General features: G+C 46.7%; 18 protein-coding genes. 7 read left to right on the top strand and 11 right to left on the bottom strand.

Annotated features, from left to right (window positions below; translation table 11 throughout):
- Positions 1-364 precede the first annotated feature (364 nt).
- The 4 genes from QUB63_RS05700 to QUB63_RS05715 all read right to left on the bottom strand — a co-directional run bounded on the left by QUB63_RS05700 (position 365) and on the right by QUB63_RS05715 (position 4,389).
- Complete coding sequence (locus QUB63_RS05700; protein WP_332943838.1) at positions 365-1,174, bottom strand: segregation/condensation protein A; 810 nt, start codon at positions 1,172-1,174, stop codon at positions 365-367.
- A 193-nt stretch (positions 1,175-1,367) separates the two neighbouring features.
- Positions 1,368-1,757, bottom strand: coding sequence for a LapA family protein (locus tag QUB63_RS05705; protein WP_332943839.1), 390 nt, complete (start codon positions 1,755-1,757; stop codon positions 1,368-1,370).
- Positions 1,758-1,951: 194 nt separating this feature from the next.
- Complete coding sequence (locus tag QUB63_RS05710) at positions 1,952-2,779, bottom strand: DUF3153 domain-containing protein (protein WP_332943840.1); 828 nt, start codon at positions 2,777-2,779, stop codon at positions 1,952-1,954.
- Between the two features lie 305 nt (positions 2,780-3,084).
- Positions 3,085-4,389: a TldD/PmbA family protein gene (locus QUB63_RS05715; RefSeq protein WP_332943841.1), complete on the bottom strand. Its 1,305-nt coding sequence runs from the start codon at positions 4,387-4,389 to the stop codon at positions 3,085-3,087.
- A 52-nt stretch (positions 4,390-4,441) separates the two neighbouring features.
- Between QUB63_RS05715 and QUB63_RS05720 the strand changes: the two genes are divergently transcribed.
- Positions 4,442-5,515 carry a glycosyltransferase gene (locus tag QUB63_RS05720; RefSeq protein ID WP_332943842.1) on the top strand — a complete coding sequence of 358 codons (1,074 nt, stop codon included), beginning with the start codon at positions 4,442-4,444 and terminating at the stop codon, positions 5,513-5,515.
- A 184-nt stretch (positions 5,516-5,699) separates the two neighbouring features.
- On the opposite strand, the gene QUB63_RS05725 is transcribed toward QUB63_RS05720, so the two are convergent.
- The 3 genes from QUB63_RS05725 to QUB63_RS05735 all read right to left on the bottom strand — a co-directional run bounded on the left by QUB63_RS05725 (position 5,700) and on the right by QUB63_RS05735 (position 8,862).
- Positions 5,700-7,532, bottom strand: coding sequence for a tail fiber protein (locus tag QUB63_RS05725; protein ID WP_332943843.1), 1,833 nt, complete (start codon positions 7,530-7,532; stop codon positions 5,700-5,702).
- 401 nt (positions 7,533-7,933) lie between these two features.
- Positions 7,934-8,455 carry a tetratricopeptide repeat protein gene (locus tag QUB63_RS05730; protein ID WP_332943844.1) on the bottom strand — a complete coding sequence of 174 codons (522 nt, stop codon included), beginning with the start codon at positions 8,453-8,455 and terminating at the stop codon, positions 7,934-7,936.
- Between the two features lie 47 nt (positions 8,456-8,502).
- Positions 8,503-8,862 (bottom strand): single-stranded DNA-binding protein, encoded by a 360-nt coding sequence (locus QUB63_RS05735; RefSeq protein ID WP_332943845.1) that lies wholly within the window; start codon positions 8,860-8,862, stop codon positions 8,503-8,505.
- Between the two features lie 331 nt (positions 8,863-9,193).
- On the opposite strand from QUB63_RS05735, the gene QUB63_RS05740 reads away from it, so the two are divergent.
- The 3 genes from QUB63_RS05740 to mreD all read left to right on the top strand — a co-directional run bounded on the left by QUB63_RS05740 (position 9,194) and on the right by mreD (position 11,658).
- Positions 9,194-10,201 (top strand): rod shape-determining protein, encoded by a 1,008-nt coding sequence (locus QUB63_RS05740; RefSeq protein WP_332944219.1) that lies wholly within the window; start codon positions 9,194-9,196, stop codon positions 10,199-10,201.
- An 87-nt stretch (positions 10,202-10,288) separates the two neighbouring features.
- Entirely contained in the window at positions 10,289-11,095 is an 807-nt protein-coding gene (mreC, locus tag QUB63_RS05745; protein WP_332943846.1) for a rod shape-determining protein MreC, read from the top strand.
- Positions 11,092-11,658 (top strand): rod shape-determining protein MreD, encoded by a 567-nt coding sequence (gene mreD, locus QUB63_RS05750; protein ID WP_332943847.1) that lies wholly within the window; start codon positions 11,092-11,094, stop codon positions 11,656-11,658. The genes mreC and mreD overlap by 4 nt, the downstream gene beginning before the upstream one ends.
- Before the next feature lie 208 nt (positions 11,659-11,866).
- Here the strand turns inward: mreD and QUB63_RS05755 are convergent, their stop codons facing one another.
- Positions 11,867-12,658, bottom strand: coding sequence for an HAD family hydrolase (locus QUB63_RS05755; protein ID WP_332943848.1), 792 nt, complete (start codon positions 12,656-12,658; stop codon positions 11,867-11,869).
- Between the two features lie 247 nt (positions 12,659-12,905).
- On the opposite strand from QUB63_RS05755, the gene argB reads away from it, so the two are divergent.
- From argB to QUB63_RS05770, 3 genes are all read left to right on the top strand, one after another.
- A complete protein-coding gene (argB, locus tag QUB63_RS05760) occupies positions 12,906-13,817 on the top strand; it encodes an acetylglutamate kinase (RefSeq protein WP_332943849.1) in 912 nt (303 codons plus the stop codon).
- A 344-nt stretch (positions 13,818-14,161) separates the two neighbouring features.
- Positions 14,162-14,455: a DUF433 domain-containing protein gene (locus QUB63_RS05765; RefSeq protein ID WP_332943850.1), complete on the top strand. Its 294-nt coding sequence runs from the start codon at positions 14,162-14,164 to the stop codon at positions 14,453-14,455.
- The gene (locus tag QUB63_RS05770) at positions 14,452-14,796 is read left to right on the top strand and encodes a DUF5615 family PIN-like protein (protein ID WP_332943851.1); all 345 of its coding nucleotides are present in this window, start codon (positions 14,452-14,454) and stop codon (positions 14,794-14,796) included. The genes QUB63_RS05765 and QUB63_RS05770 overlap by 4 nt, the downstream gene beginning before the upstream one ends.
- A gap of 107 nt (positions 14,797-14,903) precedes the next feature.
- On the opposite strand, the gene QUB63_RS05775 is transcribed toward QUB63_RS05770, so the two are convergent.
- From QUB63_RS05775 to QUB63_RS05785, 3 genes are all read right to left on the bottom strand, one after another.
- A complete protein-coding gene (locus QUB63_RS05775; RefSeq protein ID WP_332943852.1) occupies positions 14,904-15,272 on the bottom strand; it encodes a DUF5615 family PIN-like protein in 369 nt (122 codons plus the stop codon).
- Positions 15,272-15,496 carry a DUF433 domain-containing protein gene (locus tag QUB63_RS05780; protein WP_332943853.1) on the bottom strand — a complete coding sequence of 75 codons (225 nt, stop codon included), beginning with the start codon at positions 15,494-15,496 and terminating at the stop codon, positions 15,272-15,274. Before QUB63_RS05780 ends, QUB63_RS05775 begins: the two co-directional genes overlap by 1 nt.
- Positions 15,497-15,622: 126 nt before the next feature.
- Positions 15,623-17,977, bottom strand: coding sequence for a dynamin family protein (locus QUB63_RS05785; protein ID WP_332943854.1), 2,355 nt, complete (start codon positions 17,975-17,977; stop codon positions 15,623-15,625).
- Between the last annotated feature and the right edge of the window lie 276 nt (positions 17,978-18,253).

Raw genomic sequence — 18,253 nt, forward strand, 5'->3', positions numbered from 1 at the left:
AAAACGGGTATAAGCCCCCGACGCGAGCATCAGGGTCGATTTCAAAATTTTAGACGCTAGTTCCAGCTCTCAGATTCACTGCGCTGCGAGTAAATCTAAAATCTAAAACTTGTTCGCTCGCGAAGTCGAAGAATCTAAAATCTCAAATCGACTGACTTGTTTATAGGCGACATCGTACCAGGCTATCAATCATTTATTCCCAATTTACCTGGATTTAACTAACCAGGAATCAGAAATCCCAAATAATATCAAGTCCGGGTAAATGCACGTACAATTACCCTGGGGCGAGTTCGCCCGGATACCTGTCAAGAGTTCGAGAGACTGATAAACCCGGCCCTTTACCCGATTTGAAGCCCCTCCAGGCTCAAAGCGCCCGGATTTTGAGGTCTTGGTAAAACTCCTCTTGAAGCAACTCTACTTTAGACTGAGCCGACAGCAGCAGCAATGCCCAAAAAATACCCACGCGGTCATAATTTGGCAAGTGAACTTCCCCAGCCGATACGGGGGACTCAGGGTCAACAGGGGAGTGCAAATCGTTATGATGCCAAAGTTGCAGCAGTTGTTCCAAGTCGAGCCAGCCCTCGTCAATTTCCGAGCCGCGCTCGGCCAGAAACCGATCGAGTTCGCTAGCAGTTTCCACGAGATTTTCTTGGTGAGCCAGTTCAAAGATAGCTTGGGCTGCTTGCGATCGCATTTTTGAGCTCGGGCGGCGCCGGGGCGCAACAGTCTGCTCCATGGCTGCTTTCATAAGCTGCAACTGCTCGATCAATTCTGGGAGAGTCACCGGGCGTTTTTGCGGTAGTTGGGCTACACCGCGACGGCGCAATTGCCGCTCCAGATGCTGTGGCAAATGTCGGCCTCCTGAGTGTTCTGTGTCTTCGAGCGCGGCCTCGTCCAATTCGGGCGCGGGGGGTTCGCAGAGGACAATACTTTCTGCTTTGAGCAGCACCAGCATTGAAGCGTACAAAAACGCTTGGCCCGAGTGGGACAAATCGGAGAAATCCTTGCTCTGATCGGCCTCGGAGGCGTTGGTCAGCTTGCTCAAACATCGATCGAACACTTCAATTACCTTAACGTCCCAAGGGTCAATTTCTCCCCGTTCTGCTAAGTCGATTAAAATTGCGATCCCCTCAGAAATCGTTTCTAAACCATCAGGGTCTCTGGAAACGGCCATTCGATTTTAGATTTTAGATTTTAGATTTTAGATTTAGGACTGATGCACTCGCCCACCCAGAAACCGGGTTTTTTAACCGAGATTGAGGGTTTTCAGCAAGTTTTTGGGTTAAAAAACCCGGTTTCTTGTCACCCGTGCGTCCAGGACTGAGATTTGAGATTTTTGCTCTTTGAGAACGAGAGAGGAACTCAATTTAATTGGCGGTCATTTCAGCAGCTTTGACCTCAGTCGCTGCTGTTTCTAAACTTGTCATTTCTGCACTTTCTAACAAAGGTTGTTTGGCTTCTACTTCTGCTTTATAGCGTTCGATATCTTGTTCTAATTCCTGAATCCGCTGCTCTTTTTCGCGAACTTGGCGGATTTCTTGGCGGGAGGCGAGGGTTCGCTGCATTCTCGACCACAAACTGAACAGCCACGCTAAAATAGCTCCCAATCCTGTCGCTACAATTAGTTCTACGCACAGCGGAGCTTTAACTTGGAAGCCTTTAATAATTTGAACGGTTGTCGGCTCTGTATTTTCGATGCTGAACAATACTAGAGCCAAGCAAATCAGAAAGATGAAGAAGAAATTTAGCGATCGCATTTTCTCTGTTCCTAATTATCACTTCCGGTTAAGCAAATAATTTGCCATTTGTCAACTATTTTTTAGCAGATGCTCCCAGTTTTTTTGATATTAAATCTGGTCAATTAACCATAATATCCGAGGGGCGGGTTTCTGGAAACTGTGAGAGTTTATTGAATATCTTGGTGAAGCCGCCCCTACAAGACATATGTTCTTTAGGTTTGCGCGATTTTCTGAGTTTTCTTGCCGATTAAGAGTGCTGGCAATATTTGATATTTCAAAGCAATGCCCCCCGCCACAAATAAGGCAATAATCAGCGCCCCAATACCTACGGGACTGGGAATCCAGAATGTCGCCTCCAAATAGTTAACTTCCCCGGGTTTCAGCTTCCAAACTAACTGCTTTCCCTGCTGATAGCTTTCTGGAACTAGCGCGCCCGGGACAGTAGTGTCAATATTTTCGGCGCCCCAAGGCGTGTTCAAGCTAAAGTCTAGCTCCAAAAGTCCCCCCGGACTCAGCAGCGGACTGCCGTTGGAGGAAAGCAGAGAAAGCGAGCGCAAATCCAATTCCAAGCTCAACCGATTTCGCAGCACCAATAACAAATTATTCTGCTTGACACTAAGGTGAGATTCAAACTTCGGCAAATCGGTTTCTAGGGGAGTTGCGACCCGAGATTTTGCGGTTTGTGCGATCGGATGGTAAAATTGGTTGAATTTGTCTTCTAACTCGGCGCCATTATTGAAAGGAATCGTCACTCGAACTTCTCTCTCGGAAAGCCGTTTAGTTTTTCCGTCCAGCAATCTCACCCGGCGTTCTACGCTTTTCAACCAATCTGCAACAGTTTCGCTGCTGAAGCTGGTCAACCTTTCCCCCAGTTTAATGTGCTGCACGATTTCACCGCGAGTTTGACTTTCAAAGTTGACTCCGACATCGTACTGAACGCATCCAGTCACTAGAGTTAAAAGGCAAAAAACAAAAGGTAAAAGAAGGAAAAAATGCTTTTTCTTCTTCCCAGTTCCATCCTTGACATTTTGCTCTTTCATGGTACCTTTTTCCCTATTTTTTCCTATTTGCATGAATTAGCAAAGCCGCGTTTGTAGTGAGGACTTCAGTCCTTCTTGACTCAACTAGGATAAGAGAACTAAAGTCCTCACTACAAACCTATTTTATAGCGGTCGATTCGTGACAGAAACAGTTTTTTTGCAAAGCCTGGTTTGTAGTGAGAACTTCAGTCCTTCTTGACTCAACTAGGATAAGAGGACTAAAGTCCTCACTACAAACCAAGAGGTGAGTGCTAACATTTTTATAGCAGCAGTGTCAGCCTCATCTACCATTAACCGCACTGAACTTATTGCCTGGAAGCTACACCCAACTGTTGAAACAGCATACTCGGCAAATATGCGCCACCGCCTACCCATTCGGCTTCGCTGCTTAAATCTGCCAAATTTTTAAAGGCTTCAAAAATGCTGCCTGCCACCATTGTATTCTTGACGCGACCAACTATTTTGCCTTTTTCTACTTTATAGCCTAAGTCCAAGTTGACCGAAAATTCGCCAGCTAACTGATTGGATTGACCGGCACCTAAAACTTGCTCTACTATTAGACCTTCGTCCATGCTAGCAATCAAGTCTTGAGTGCTGGTATTTCCTGGGGAAATGCAAAAGTTAGTCAAATCTGGGCCCGGGCGAGACAATCCGCCACGAAAACCGTTGCCGGTTGATTGTACACCGGCGCGGGCGGCCCACCTGCGATCCCAATAAAATCCGGTGACAGTTCCTTTGTCAATCAAGATTTTGCGGGTGGTGGGCGTACCTTCGTCATCGAAGGGACAAGCCGAAGGGCCTAAGCTGGGGTCTTCAAAAAAGGTAAAGCGTTCGTCAAATAAGGTTTCGCCGATTTTGTCGGCTAGGGGAGAGGCTTTTTGAACTACTGTTTGACCTGAAAGGATGGTATCAAACAGGCTCCCTAATGTGCTGGCGGCGGCTCTGGGGGTAAATAATACTGGGTAGGAACCGCTGGTGATGGTGGCTGGATGTTCGGCGAGGCGGTATTTTTCGAGGAGGGATTGCAGGATGCTGTTGGTGTCGAGGGGGCGATCGCGCGCGACATCGTAACTGTATGCTTGCATAAAGTCTTCTCCTTTTACCAAATTGCCTGCGATCGTCCCGCTGACGATTTGGCTGCACCTTTCGGCGTACAGGTCTCGCGTCGTGGCAATTTTCACGCGGCCGTTGCGGACGTGAAAGCCGACATCTACCATAATATCGGGATTGTAGGCGTGAACTTGCTCGATCAGGTTTTTGCCGTTTTCGACTAATTCTTGGGTTGTGGGCGGAGTGTAGGTGGTTTCCGGGCCTTTGAGGTGGAAGTCGGAGGCGAGTTCAAATTCTGCGGCGTCGCCGATTTCGGCTGTTTGAATCGCTGCATCTACTAAATCGTCTAGCCGCGTTAAGTCTGTGGAACTAGCAAAGCCGATTTTGCCTTGATGAATCAGCCGGAGTGCTACGCCTTGCAGTGCTTTGGTTTGCAGGGATTTGAGGCGATTGTTTTCAAATTCGATCGGCGTGTCTTGACTGGACAGATAGTATACTTCAGCGGCCGAAGCTCGCTGACTTGCCAATTTCAAAATCTGCTCTATGGTTGAATCGCTCACAATAATAATAGCCTTTGAGGTTGGTCTTGTTTAATTTTAGCGATTGTCTTGCATGAAAATTGTCTCTGTTACCCTAACCGGCAATAATGCTGACTTAATAGAAGCTGCTTTAACCAGTGTCGCCGATTGGGTAGATGCTTGTATTGTAATTGATACTGGCGTCTCTGACGAAAGTTTAGCCATTGCCTCAGCCGTTGCTGGAGATAAATACATAGAGCGTAAATTTGAGTGGGTAGCCGACTTTGCTGCTGCTCGAAATTTTAGCTTGGACGCTGCTAAAGAAATCGGTGCAGATTGGGCAATTATCCTCGACACAGACGAGCGAATTCACTCAAAAATAAATTATATTCGAGATGCGATCGCAAGTCTCGCAGGCGATGTTTTTCTAGTTGGCGAAACTAATAAAAGTTACTGCAAAGAGAAATTATTTAGAATTCCCACAGCCGGAAAATATGTCGGTGCGACTCACGAATACTTCGATTGCGACAGCGGAGTTCGGACTTTTATGGAGGCGATCGCATTTTCCGAAGTGCCAAAAACAGCAGCAGCTAGTACAGCTAAATTTAACCGAGATTTAGAAATACTCAGCCGACTTGTAAAGGAAGAACCAACTAATACTCGCTGGTTTTTTTACTTAGGAGAAACCTTAAAAAATTTAGGCGATTTCAAACAAGCAATTATTGCTTATCGAGACTGTGCAAATCTGAACGGCTGGGACGAAGAAGCGGCTTGGGCTTGCTATCGAGAAGCGGAATGCTGGCTGGCTTTAGAAGATTATCGAGAGGCAATCAATGCCTGTGCTCAAGGCTTGACAAAACACGCAGGAATCGCCGAATTAGCTTGGTTGGCTGCCTATGCCTCTTACTATGCAGGTTTGAACTCTCAAGCAATTCATTGGGCTCATTTGTCGATCGCAATGGGCAAACATCAAGGCTATGGCAAAGCCATCGAGCGCATCGGATTTCAATACCCGGAAGCACAATACGAAAAACCTTATGACGTTCTGAAATATGCTTTACTTCGCAAGGGAGATGCAGGGGGAGCCAAGTTAGCCGAACAACTTTATCAAAACGCTTGTGAAATGCGATTGCGCAACTTGGGAAATAATAACATTTTAGGCTATTAAAAAGCAGTAAAAGCGCGTTCGATCGATCGCGGTTTGTAGTGCGGACTTAAGTCCGCCCTACAAACTAAATATTACAATCCAAAATCAAAAATCGCCAATCTAAAATCCCGTGACGCACCCTATGGCGAAACAAAAAGTGCGTCACAGTGAAAATTCCCAGTGAAAATTCTCGCCACGGAAGCAGTTAAGGAAGCTGCTGCCCGAGGTTGACAGTTCCACCTGCACCGACAGGAGTTCTGCCTCGCAAATCGGGCAGGGCAAAATTAGTCTGTCCGTTGCCACCGTAGGTAGTTCCTAGCAAGGAGAACAAAACCGTATTTTGAGCGATTGGCAACAGTTGCCCCGCAGCAAACGCAAACCCTCCGGGGGCAAAGTTGCCAGCAAACAGCTTAACTTCTCCTACAAAAGTGTTGTCAACACTCCCCCCGTCTCGTGGTGGATATGTACCCTGAAGGGCAATGATGTAATTTAGCCCCAAGCCCCCGAAGCCGACGGGTCCGGCCGGACCAGTTGCACCAGTTGCACCAGTTGCACCAGTTGCACCTTGCAGTCCTGCCGGACCTGCTGGGCCCGTTGCGCCTGTAGAACCTGCTGGGCCCGTTGCGCCTGCCGGACCTGCTGGGCCCGTTGCGCCTGTGAGACCTGCTGGACCCGTTGCGCCTGTGAGACCTGCTGGACCCGTTGCGCCTGTAGGACCTGCTGGGCCCGTTGCGCCTGTGAGACCGGCTGGGCCCGTTGCGCCTGTAGGACCTGCTGGGCCCGTTGCGCCTGTAAGACCTGCTGGACCCGTTTCACCACCGCCTGGACCCGTTGGACCTGTCCGGCCCGCCGGACCTGCGGCACCTGTCGGGCCCGCCGGACCTGTGGCACCTGTCGCACCTGCCAGACCGGCTGGACCTGTCGTACCCGGTAATCCCGTTGCACCTGTAGGACCTGTGGCACCTGTGGCACCTGTGGCACCCGTGGCACCCGCTTGGCCTGCTGGGCCTGCTGAGCCTGCTGGACCTGTGGCACCTGTGGCACCCGCCGGGCCTGTGGCACCTGTGGCACCTGCCGGACTGGCTGGACCTGTGGCACCTGCTGGGCCTGTGGCACCTGTGGCACCTGTGGCACCTGCTGGACCTGTGGCACCTGTGGGACCTGCTGGACCTGGGACACCCGGTAATCCCGTTGCACCTGTGGGACCTGCTGGGCCTGTCGCACCTGTCCGACCTGGTTGGCCTGGGACACCCGGTAATCCCGGTGCACCAGGTTGGCCTGGGACACCCGGTAATCCCGTTGCACCTGTGGGACCTACTGGGCCTGTCGCACCTGTCCGACCTGGTTGGCCTGGGATACCCGGTAATCCCGTTGCACCTGTGGGGCCTGCTGGACCTGTCGCACCTGTCGGGCCGGCGGGTCCTGTGGCGCCCGTCGCACTTGGCGAGGGAATGGTGATGAAGCCCTCGGCAACCTGTAATTGGATAAAGTTTGCGCCTGTGAAGTTGACTAAACCAGGTAGCACTACTAAATAATTCCCGCTGGACAGTTCCTTAAGTGCTGTTGCTGTACTGCCGTTCAGGTTAACGGGGACAGCCGCCACATCAAAAGCTGTTTGTCCGTCTACTAAGGCGATTTTATCTTGACCTTGGGTAAAATCTGTGATGAAGTCTGCATCTGCGATGGCAGGGCCTCCTCGCACGTTGAAGCCGTTGCCCCGGCCTACAACAAATATATCGTTGCCAGCGCCACCAGTCAGGGTATCCGCTCCTTCATCGCCCATCAGGAAATCGTTACCTTTATCCCCGAAAATAAGGTCATTACCTCTGCCACCGTAAATAATATCGTCATTGTCGCCGCCGTAGATGCTGTCTGCACCCTCGTTGCCATATATTATGTCGTTTCCGGGCCCTCCGAATATCTGGTCGTTGCCACCAAGTGCCCATATTTTGTCTGGTGCGGCAAGTCCCGAAATCGTGTCAGCATTTGGGGTTCCTACAAGCAGGTCGATGTCTGCTGTGCCTACAATATTTGCCATTTTTGAACACTCCTAATATTTTTAGGTTGGATTCGCACGATCGCCATCTGAATTATTTTCAAAATAGAATTGCCGCATTCTGGCTTCAGAATGCGGTTTTTAGGTGCTAAGTTCCTTATTTGTTGCTACAAATCAGTCGGCGCGCCTATGTTTGGGAAGAGTTAGAGTCTGTTTGTGAAAAAATGTAAGTTACTCGATCGGCTATTTAGGGTAACTATTTTACTGAGAAAGATGCCAACCCGAAATTCTACTTGCTCCCTGGCGGATCGGTCCTAATAGACTTTTCAAGTTTTACCCTAGTTGCTCGATCGCTTTTTTGCTCCAGCATTCTTTGACAGACAAGCTCTTCGATTCCTTTCCATAGTCTTTCTATTATTTAACAATCATAATTTAAATAAAAGCTAACTTAGCCACACTAAGCAACAAAAAGTTATAATTGTGGCAATTAAAGCTGCCCATATAAATTGATTGTCTTTGGTATTAACCTGAGTCAAATCTACAGGTTCTGGTACGGGGGGCTTGGGTTTAGCGTACTTGATATCAGCGTTCGGATTGGCTTGAAAATTAATTGATTTATTTTCATCCAAAGCTGCTAAATCGGGGATTTTTACCGTCCATTCGTCAGGGATACTGAGTTTGGGGGCTTCGAGAATGAACAGCAAGCGCTTTGCTTGTTGGCGGGTTTCTTGGCGGGGATGGCGGGTGAGTTTGCGGCAAAGCTCGATCGCCCTTTCGGTATCCCCAGAGGCTTCGTAGGCTGTCACCAGCCACATCTGCACTTCGCCGCCCAACCGGGAAGCGCGATCGACCAAACCTGTCGCTGTTTCTAAACTTTGGATAGCTTGACCGTAGCGGCCGCTCTCAAAAGCTACTCGACCAGCTTGGTACTCAGTTTCAACTATTTCTAACTTTTCTGAAGTCACCAGCGCTCACCCAATTGACAAATATTAATTCCCAAATTCCCCAAACCCTAGAATTCGCTGTTGTGTGACGACATACCGGACTCGTTGTCGCGCTTGGAACCCAGCAAGTCTAACTGGTCTACTTTGATTACAGGCATCGAGCGATTAGCTCCTGTGCTGCGGTCTTGCCAGCGATCGAACTTCAAAGAGCCTGTTACCCCTATTTGAGCGCCTTTGCGAACGTAGTCCGCAGCGACTTGCGCTGTTTTGCCCCAGATTTCGAGAGTAAACCAGTCTGGTTCGTCGCTCTTGGTCGATCGCCTTCTTACTGCCAGCGTCAACTTGCACTTAACTGTACCCGACTCAAAATATTTTACGTCCGGGTCGCCGCCGACGCGACCTACTAAAGTCACAACATTAAGACTCATAAATTTTTTCGGGAATGTGCTCGATTTGTGATGTAGTTAGACTCTCCCTGATGCGCGAGATCCTCCCAACTTAACTTGGAACAGCGCGAATCAGGGCTTCATCCTGATTTTACCCCCACTTACCAGAACATATTTATTGTGGATGATTGGCGAGGCCAGCGCTCAACTTGTGCTCGACAATGTACAGTTCTGACTAGACTCAGGATGAAAAACGTAATAGAATCCACCTCGGTTACACTTTTGTAACAACATTATTGCACACAATAGTATTTTAGTTTGGGGGGGGTACAAATCAGTGGGTCTTCTCAATCGATTTTCCTTATCTAGAGATATGGGTATCGACCTCGGTACTGCTAACACGCTCGTTTATGTATCCGGCAAAGGTATTGTTCTGCAAGAACCGTCCGTAGTGGCGATCGACCAAGACTTAAAAATACCGCTGGCGGTTGGAGAAGATGCTAAAAAAATGCTCGGGCGCACGCCCGGGAACGTCATAGCACTGCGCCCGCTTCGCGACGGGGTAATCGCCGACTTCGATACTGCCGAACTGATGCTCAAGACTTTTATCCGCAGGGTTCACGAAGGCCGAAGCTTAGTTTCGCCGCGGATAATTATTGGCATCCCCAGCGGTGTCACCGGAGTGGAGAGGCGGGCTGTCATTGAGGCGGCTACTCAGGCGGGTGCTAGAGAAGTGCGGTTAATTGATGAACCTATCGCTGCGGCGATCGGGGCGGGACTGCCTGTTGCTGAGGCGACTGGCAATATGATTATAGATATCGGTGGGGGTACGACGGAAGTTGCGGTTTTGAGTTTGCAAGGTACGGTGATCAGCGAGTCTGTGCGGGTAGCCGGCGACGAACTCAATGAGGCGATCGTCCAATACATGAAAAAAGTTCACAATTTGGTCATCGGCGAACGCACTGCTGAAGAAATTAAGATTCAGGTGGGTTCTGCATATCCAACGACCGAGGATGACGACGCGATCATGGAAGTGCGGGGCTTGCACCTGCTCTCGGGTCTGCCGCGAACTGTTACGATCAAAGGCCCGGAAATTCGCGAAAGTATGTCGGAACCGCTTTCAGTAATTGTGGAAGCTGTCAAGCGTACTTTGGAACGCACTCCCCCGGAATTAGCAGCAGATATTATTGACCGGGGAATTATGCTGGCCGGCGGCGGGGCGCTGATGAAAGGTTTAGATACTCTGATCAGTCACGAAACAGGCATTGTCACTCACGTGGCAGCAGATCCGCTGTGCTGCGTGGTTTTGGGAACTGGTAGGGTATTGGAAAACAAACAGTTGGAACGGGTTTTCAGCGGGCAGTCGTCGCGCAATATGTAGTTAACAAACTTGGGATTTTGGATTTAGAAATAGGGCTGCCATCTAAAATCTAAAATCCTGACATAACAATTTTACATTACTGAGATTATGCTAAAAAACACACTCCGCAGGTGGTGGGATCTGCGACTGCAAATTGCTCTTTTAGGTTTAGCTGTAACAGCCGCTTGGGGAGTTCGACAAACACAAGGTGCTGCACTGTTTGAAGTTTACCATTGGGTGACTCGTCCGTTTCAAGCCAACGGTTCAGGGCAAGAGCAGCTCATCTCGGCGCGCACTCAAGAATTGCAAGCGCAGCTATTAGAATTAGAAACTCAAAATCAGAAGCTAAAAGAGCTTTTAGGTTACGTTTCTGCTAAGAAACCTAAAGGAATTGTAGCTCCTATTGTCGGCCGCAGCGCCGACCACTGGTGGCAGCAAGTAACTTTGGGGCGCGGCAGTAATGATGGCATCAAAACAGATTTTACTGTCATGGGACCCGGGGGTTTGGTAGGTCGGGTTGTCAGCGTTACTCCTAATACTAGCTTGGTGCTGTTAGTCAGCGACCCTACGAGTCAATTGGGTGTGGGAATTACCCGCAGTCGCAATATGGGTTTTATGCACGGGAAAGGCCAAAATCAGGCTGTGATGGAGTTTTTTGATAATGTTCCCAATGTCAAGCCGGGAGATGTGGTTTCAACTTCTTCTTTCAGTCAGTTATTCCCTGCTGGTTTGCCGGTGGGAAGAGTGGTTTCGGTGGATATGAATAAAACTCCGGCTCCCGAAGCTGTTGTTGAGTTCTCTGCACCGATGAATTCTCTGGAGTGGGCGGTGGTTTATCCCCACTCTAAGCAAGCCGAACTCAAGGCTTCGCAGGGTGAATCTCCTGCACCGTCGGGGGGAACAAAGCAGCAATGAAGCGTTTATCTCGGATGTCTTCGCGATCGCGCCAATTTCTCAATTTCAGCGTTACATTTGTTTCTGTGCTGCTGTGCATACTGATATTGCCCACTCGGTTCCCGGGAATGGAATTGCTGGGAATTAGCCCGAACTGGCTGTTAATTTGGTTGGTAGCTTGGAGTATTAAGCGGAAACGTACAGTTTGGGGAGCTGCTAGCATGGGCTTGGTTTTGGGGTTTATTCAAGATGCGATGACGGCTCCTCATCCCACCCACGCTGTGAGTCTAGTTATTGTAGGAGTCTTAACGGTTGTTTTGCTGAAAACCTGGTCGATTCCAGCAGATATTGTTGAGAGAGATCCGATTCCGATCGCGTTAATTGTGTTTGGGATGGCGGTGGTGGCGGAAACGGTGATGGGGCTGCAATTTTTGGCTGTGGGCGATCGGGCTTTACTGGAAATTTGGAGCTATCACCAGCGAGTGGCTTTGTGCTCTGCTATTCTCAGCAGTCTTTGGGCTCCGGTGATTTATTTTCCCCTCAATCGCTTGTGGGAAATGACTCGGAAATTAGAAAAATCTTAGTCAGTTGTCAGTTGACAGTTGACCTGGGACAGTTGGCAGTTGGCAGTTAACAGTTAACAGTTAACAGTTAACTGTTGACTGTATAGAGGTTCTCAAAAAAGTGAGGTATGCGGGCGATGCCCTCTCTGCCCTCTCTGCCCTGTTTGGCCTGTTTGGCCGATGCCCTATACCCGTCACCGTACCGCACTGTTAGTGAGAAAGACTGTAGTCAGTCTACAATCATTTGTTGGGCAGATCCTAATAAGTGATGAACGGCAATAATCAAGTCGCTAAGAATGAAATTCGGCTGGTGCTTTTGCAGTTGATAGCGGCTGCGAATGCCGCAGGTAACGGCAATTGTAGGTATTCCCAATGCTTGTCCTGCTAGGATATCTGCTTCGGTATCTCCGATCATCCAAGCCGAACTCAGGGATGACTCAAATTCTTCTGCAACTTCAGCCAACAATTCGGTTTTTAAGGCTGTATAGTTGTGATAGGCGGCATCGGGGATCTGAGTGCCGCGAATGCTGGTAAACAGTCGGGCTAAACCGTAATTTTGCAACAGTTGAACGGCTTGATTTCTCGGCCGCAGGGTGACTAAAATCAGCCGCACGCCGCGGGAGTGCAGAAGTGCGATCGCCCACTGCACTCCCGGCTGGATGCGATCTAAGTGCAACAAGCCTGGCTGATTGACAATCCGACTCACGCATCCGAGAAAAACGTGAATTTCTTCTCCCGACAAGCCGGAACTTTTCGCTATTTCAGCATCGGGCACTCGGTTTTGTTTCATTTGCCAAAACTGCTGTTTGCTGAGTATGTGGAGGTTGAGGTTGATTCCCTGGGTTCGATAAGCTGCTTGAGTGTCGGCTAATCCCTGTTGGTAGGTGGTGTAGTAGCGATCGGACACATCGACTATGGGCCCGTCTAAATCGCAAAATACCGTCATCCGGGGGGACGAGTCAGCCTCTGATTGTAGGTTGTACTGAAGGTTTTGGGAGTCCGGGGCAACAGCAGTTAACATATAAGGTTAAGTAAATCAAGGATAACGATACATTTCTTGACTTTACCAAGAATTCTATAAGTTATAATACAAAATTTCAAGCTAGATTATTAAAAAAACCTATTATAATTTTGAGGATGGGGCTCAATAAGGGCGATCCGGCTGGCGCGTCCATAAAATCAACGCAAAAAGTGATTTTTGCCGCTGTTGATATGTCGTTTAGCCATTAAAGTTTAGAATTAAGTTTTTAGTCTTTTGTAAATTACCCATGCTCAAACAAAGCGATTTTGTTAGGAATTCGGACACTAATCGAGTAGAGGTGCTTTCCGAAGCACTGCCTTACATTCAACACTTTGCCGGCCGCACAATTGTGGTCAAATATGGCGGTGCGGCGATGAAAGATAGCAATCTCAAAGACAAGGTGGTTCGGGATATTGTGCTGCTAGCTTGCGTGGGGATGCGTCCGGTTGTGGTTCACGGCGGCGGCCCAGAAATTAATATTTGGCTGGAAAAATTGGGAATTGAACCGCAATTTAAGGATGGTTTGCGGGTGACTGATGCGGCGACAATGGAAGTCGTAGAAATGGTTTTGGTGGGGAAAGTAAATAAGGAAATTGTTTCGTTAATTAACCAAGCTGGCGGCAAAGCAGTGGGACTGTGCGGCAAGGATGCCAATCTGATTCAAGCTCGTCCGGACGGCCGGGAGGGAATTGGGTTTGTTGGTGAAGTCAGCGGCGTGAAAATAAATATTTTGGAGTCTTTGGTGAACAGCGGTTATATTCCGGTGGTGTCGAGCGTGGCGGCGGATGAACGCGGTCAATCTTACAACATTAATGCTGACACGGTGGCGGGGGAAATTGCCGCTGGTTTGGGAGCAGAAAAGTTGATTTTGATGACTGATACTGCGGGAATTTTGGAGGATTATCACAAGCCGGAAAGTCTGATTGCTAAGTTGGATATTCAAGAAGCGAGAGAGTTGGTTGAGTCGGGAGTTGTGTCTGGGGGAATGATTCCGAAGGTTAATTGTTGTGTGCGGAGTTTGGCTCAGGGTGTTAAGGGTGCTCACATTATTGACGGGCGAATTCCTCACGCTTTGCTGCAAGAAATATTTACGGATGCGGGGATTGGGTCGATGATTGTGGCTTCTGAGTTTAGCAGCGCGAACTTAAGGCTTAAGTAAAGCGTAAATCCTAGGGTGGGGAGGGCGGGTGCGTGAAATGGGTAAATCCTTGCCTTACCCGTCTCTACAATCCCTGAGAATGTACTATTGTTGAAATTTTAGTCCTAGACGCACGGGTGGCCAGAAACCGGGTTTTTTTGCCCAGAAGACGCGTTAAAGCCCGCCTCAAGGGCAAAAAACCCGGTTTCTTGGGTTTTAATGCGTCCAGGACTAAATTTGTACTCACCTAATCCAAATTTGAAGAATTATTGAAAAGTGAAAATTAGGTTATGTTAAAGTGTAATCAACAAAACCGAGTTTTAGGGTAAGTTATAATCAAGATCGATGTGTCCGGTTAATCTATCATGACTACACAATCTGCTTCGCGTTATGTCGCACGTCACCCTGAAATTTTGCAAGGGGAACCAATTATCGCAGGAACGAGAACTTCCGTTCGTGCGATCGTGGAGTTGTGGCGTTTGGGTGTTACTCCTGAAGAAATCCCGATGCACTTACCTCATCTGAAATTAGCTCAAATTTTTGACGCACTGAGCTTTTATTTGGACAACCAGGAAGAAATAAATACTTATATTGAGCGCAATCGAATTCCTGAAGAATTGATTCATCCGGCTGTGAAAGCTGCAATGAAAAAACCGTGAAACTATTTGCAACTATTCATACAGATGAAGATGTTTCTAGGCTGGTAGCTACTTTGCTTCGGGCTAGGGGTTTTGATGTGACGACAACGAGCGAACAGGGAATTTTGAGTCAATTGGATAGCCAACAATTGGCTTATGCTGCATCTGTCGATCGATGTTTGCTCACTCACAATCGCGTGGATTTTGAGCTATTACATCTAGAATATATGACAGAAGGATGGGAACATTCTGGAATTATTGTGACTCCTCAAAAGAACGCCTATGAAATTGTCCAACGGGTTGCTATTCTCTTAAATACGTTAACGGCTGATGAAATTGCCAATCAGCTTTTATATGTGTAAAGGGATAGCTTATCCAAAAATTAGTGCGATCGCCCTTTGAGATTCGGGATGGGAAAGGCGAGATTCCTTTTGGTTATTTGGGGGAAAAGGGATCTCGCTATCAATTTTTATACTCGAATGCGAATTCTGTAAACTTCTACCAGTAGTAATTTACCTCGATAATGCTCCTCACTATCGTGCAATGATAAGTATTCTGTCAGCCTTGCCATCAACTGAGGAATAATTTCAGGGTGATTTCTCAGTTGAATAGAAATGATTCCTTGATATGAACTTGGCGGATAAGTCACAATATCTGCGAAGTCTCCATTGAGAGAAACAAGTATGGCATTTAATTCCTGAGCTTTGGCAATGACAATAGTATCTGGAGATTCAATTGGGAGGTAATCTCTCAATACAAATACTTCATGCTCGGTATCACGAAGTATTTGAATAATAGACTTAGGAACGCATTGATCGATGAACAATCTTAAACTCATTATGCAACTGTTTCAAAATCCGCCAAATCGCGAGCATAATCAAGACAAGCAGCTATCTGTTCTTTGAGGATATCTGGAAACTCGTCCATGATTTGTTCGACGGTATTATTTGATGCTAAATATCCTAAAATCAGACCAACGGGAATTCTAGTTCCTTTGATTCTTGGTTTACCTCGCAGTACATCGGGGGTACTAACGATATGTTCTCTCCAGTTTACAGGCATAACTTGTCCTTTCTGAATCTGATAAGTTATATTTTAACTTAGGGAAAGGCGATCGCCTTTTGGGATTCGGCATGGGAAAGGCGATCGCACTTTGGGACAAAAAGGGCGATCGTACTTTCTCTAACTTTACTTAACTGGCTTCCAACTATTGAGAGATTCCCGAATCGAACTTAATTGACTGAGGTACTCAATAAGCTTGGCTTTTTGATACTCAAGACGTGCTAGAATTTCCGGCGCTTCTGCTTCTTTCGTTTCCCGTTCCTTCAAAACGCGATCGAAGTCATTTTGAAACCTTTGAATGTAATCATTGATTTGCTTTTCGGCACTTCTGAAATCAGCAGAAACCTGTTTGTTAATAACTCGTTCTAACAAAGCTCTGTTTCTAGAACTTTGCTCATTTATTTTTCGATTTACTGACTCTAATGTCTGTCGTAAATCAACATCAAAAAAATCCCGAGTTTCCGTAACATCGACATCAGCATAATAGACTTCATCAGAGTTACAGCAACGAGTTTTTCTACCTGTTTCTTCCCTTCTATTTCCTACAACCACTGCTAATTGTACATCTTTAATCCGTGCATCAATTCCGGGAAAATCAAAGCTAGGAAACTGAATCGGATTGATGTTCAGTTTAACTTCTAAAGCATCACCAAGATAATTAGATAATTCATCTGATATTTCTTGGATATCTTCTTGAATTATTATTGCCAATTTTTCTCGAATATTCGTCCCCTCTCGAACTAATTCATCCTGAGTATCTATCCACCAACTTTGAATATAGGGCGGGCAAAATTTATTAATTGTTTGAATTATTTTTTCAGCTTCCGCCTTAGTTTTACACCGAATAATGTACGGATCAAACTCTTCACTATCAACAATCTGTTCAGAAACAGAGGTATTGAAAACTTGTGGAATAGACTCACTCAGTCCATCCAACAAAGACGTAGTGACTTTGAATGCTTTTCCTAATACGGGACCGACAGAAGGTATCAATCCTAACAGTCTTTCTCCAATTTCTCCCACTATTTGTCCAAAAACCCCATTGTTAGTCTTAACTTCTACTGGTTTGAGCAATAAGGGATTTTTTTTTGACTTAGGAGATCTAGCGGATTGAGATTCGGCAATCTTATGAATCTCACTGCCTATCTGAGCTTTAGCCTTATCCGCAAATGTGTTAATTCCTTGACTAAATCCTCGGATTAGTATTTGTTTTTCTTGCTCGACAGTTTTTTTGACTAACTCAACTTTGTACCTCGCATTTTCTGAGCGTTTCCTGTACTCTTCTACTTTTTCTTTGAGGGCTTCAATCCCCATTTCCCAACCTTTAATTTCTGTATTCAGAGTATCTTCAATTGCCTTAGCAGCTTTATCGAGTTCGGTCAACACCTCACTCAATAAATTCCAGCCAGAATTTTGCGTAATCCTTTGAATGACTGTTTCTTGAATGTTCAGGATACCGCTATCTTGCAAAGCTCTTGGTGCAATCTCTTCAGGTAAAGGAATTACTCTCCTACCTTTTTCATCTCTCTCAGCATATTTGGCACTAAAGAAATCCTCAAAATCTTTTATCTCCTTTTCAGTTGCTTTTCCTTGCTGAATCAGTTTCGCTAGAAGTCCTTGTCGAGAACTAGCAGGGTAAATAACTGGATTGCAAAAGCCAAAGCCAACTAACTCTCGCTCTAAATCTTTAATGACATCAGCAATTTCTTTGTCTCTCTCTGTTTTTTGGTCAACTTTATTCAAAATAAAGTAAATTTTTCCCGTGTTCTCAGCTATAAAATCCTTACGATTTTCAACAACATCCTTAAACAAATCAGCAACTGCATTATCTTTGTAGGAAGCGTAGTTTAAAATAAACAGAATGGCATTGCAGGTTCGCAGTGCTTCTAGTGCTGTCTGCTTCAGTGCATTAATGTTGAAGTTTGCAGACTCCCACTCATTAGGCCCGGGAGTATCAACTAAGGTAAAGCCTGTGAGAGAAGATAATTGGCTAATTGCTTCAATCGGATGCTCTATCTCAAAGCGTGTAGTGTTATCAGGATTGCCTTTTTCTCGGATTTCACGGGTACGCAGCAGGAATTTTTGCTGAATTTCGCCTGCGTCACCCTCAACAAGAATGACTGGTTTTCTTTCTCCTTCTCGATACTCTAAAAGTTTAGGATTTTCGCCCGGTTTAATGTGTCGGACATCTGTACGGCAGATAGTACAGGCGGCCGTTTCACTCGCCAGCACATCAGCACCGATGATAGAATTTAAGAAGGTGCTTTTGCCAGCTTTCATTGCTGCTATGACAGCTACTTGATATTTCTGATCTTGCAAAGCCTTTAAAGCTTTGTTAATTTCATCTTCAATGCTTTGTAGCCCTTGACTTTCATCTCCCTGAATGCGGAGTCCGTCACGGAATTCTTTGAGATATTGTAAGAGCAAAATGCCTGTACTGTAAATGCTGGTGTATGCTGCTTGAAATTCTTGAGAAGACATAAGTTGACACTTTTTACTTGAGGGACGGGCTAAGTTAGAGCTATAAATTCGCGGTTAAAATTGATATAGATTGTGCGCTTACCAATCTATCCGCCAGGGGTTTAAACCCCTGGCTAACAGCGAAAGTCCTCTAAAGAGGACTGAAAATTTTGTACATTAGGTATTTAGTCCTCTTTAGAGGACTTTCGCTATGAGACGGGGGTTTTTAACCCCCGGCGGACTCGTGGAACAAACGCTAAATATCCACAACCTAGTTATTAGCCAGGGACTTCAGTC

Origin of the sequence: Microcoleus sp. ARI1-B5, assembly GCF_036705795.1 — a bacterium.
Lineage (GTDB): Bacteria > Cyanobacteriota > Cyanobacteriia > Cyanobacteriales > Microcoleaceae > Microcoleus.

Excerpts from the sequence above, each read along its gene's own strand:
- QUB63_RS05700 (WP_332943838.1), bottom strand. The coding sequence starts at position 1,174 with ATGGCCGTTTCCAGAGACCCTGATGGTTTAGAAACGATTTCTGAGGGG.
- QUB63_RS05735 (WP_332943845.1), bottom strand. The coding sequence starts at position 8,862 with ATGAGTCTTAATGTTGTGACTTTAGTAGGTCGCGTCGGCGGCGACCCG.
- QUB63_RS05755 (WP_332943848.1), bottom strand. The coding sequence starts at position 12,658 with ATGTTAACTGCTGTTGCCCCGGACTCCCAAAACCTTCAGTACAACCTA.
- QUB63_RS05785 (WP_332943854.1), bottom strand. The coding sequence starts at position 17,977 with ATGTCTTCTCAAGAATTTCAAGCAGCATACACCAGCATTTACAGTACA.
- QUB63_RS05765 (WP_332943850.1), top strand. The coding sequence starts at position 14,162 with ATGACTACACAATCTGCTTCGCGTTATGTCGCACGTCACCCTGAAATT.
- mreD (WP_332943847.1), top strand. The coding sequence starts at position 11,092 with ATGAAGCGTTTATCTCGGATGTCTTCGCGATCGCGCCAATTTCTCAAT.
- QUB63_RS05740 (WP_332944219.1), top strand. The coding sequence starts at position 9,194 with ATGGGTATCGACCTCGGTACTGCTAACACGCTCGTTTATGTATCCGGC.
- QUB63_RS05705 (WP_332943839.1), bottom strand. The coding sequence starts at position 1,757 with ATGCGATCGCTAAATTTCTTCTTCATCTTTCTGATTTGCTTGGCTCTA.
- QUB63_RS05780 (WP_332943853.1), bottom strand. The coding sequence starts at position 15,496 with ATGCCTGTAAACTGGAGAGAACATATCGTTAGTACCCCCGATGTACTG.
- argB (WP_332943849.1), top strand. The coding sequence starts at position 12,906 with ATGCTCAAACAAAGCGATTTTGTTAGGAATTCGGACACTAATCGAGTA.
- QUB63_RS05720 (WP_332943842.1), top strand. The coding sequence starts at position 4,442 with ATGAAAATTGTCTCTGTTACCCTAACCGGCAATAATGCTGACTTAATA.
- QUB63_RS05725 (WP_332943843.1), bottom strand. The coding sequence starts at position 7,532 with ATGGCAAATATTGTAGGCACAGCAGACATCGACCTGCTTGTAGGAACC.
- QUB63_RS05775 (WP_332943852.1), bottom strand. The coding sequence starts at position 15,272 with ATGAGTTTAAGATTGTTCATCGATCAATGCGTTCCTAAGTCTATTATT.
- mreC (WP_332943846.1), top strand. The coding sequence starts at position 10,289 with ATGCTAAAAAACACACTCCGCAGGTGGTGGGATCTGCGACTGCAAATT.
- QUB63_RS05710 (WP_332943840.1), bottom strand. The coding sequence starts at position 2,779 with ATGAAAGAGCAAAATGTCAAGGATGGAACTGGGAAGAAGAAAAAGCAT.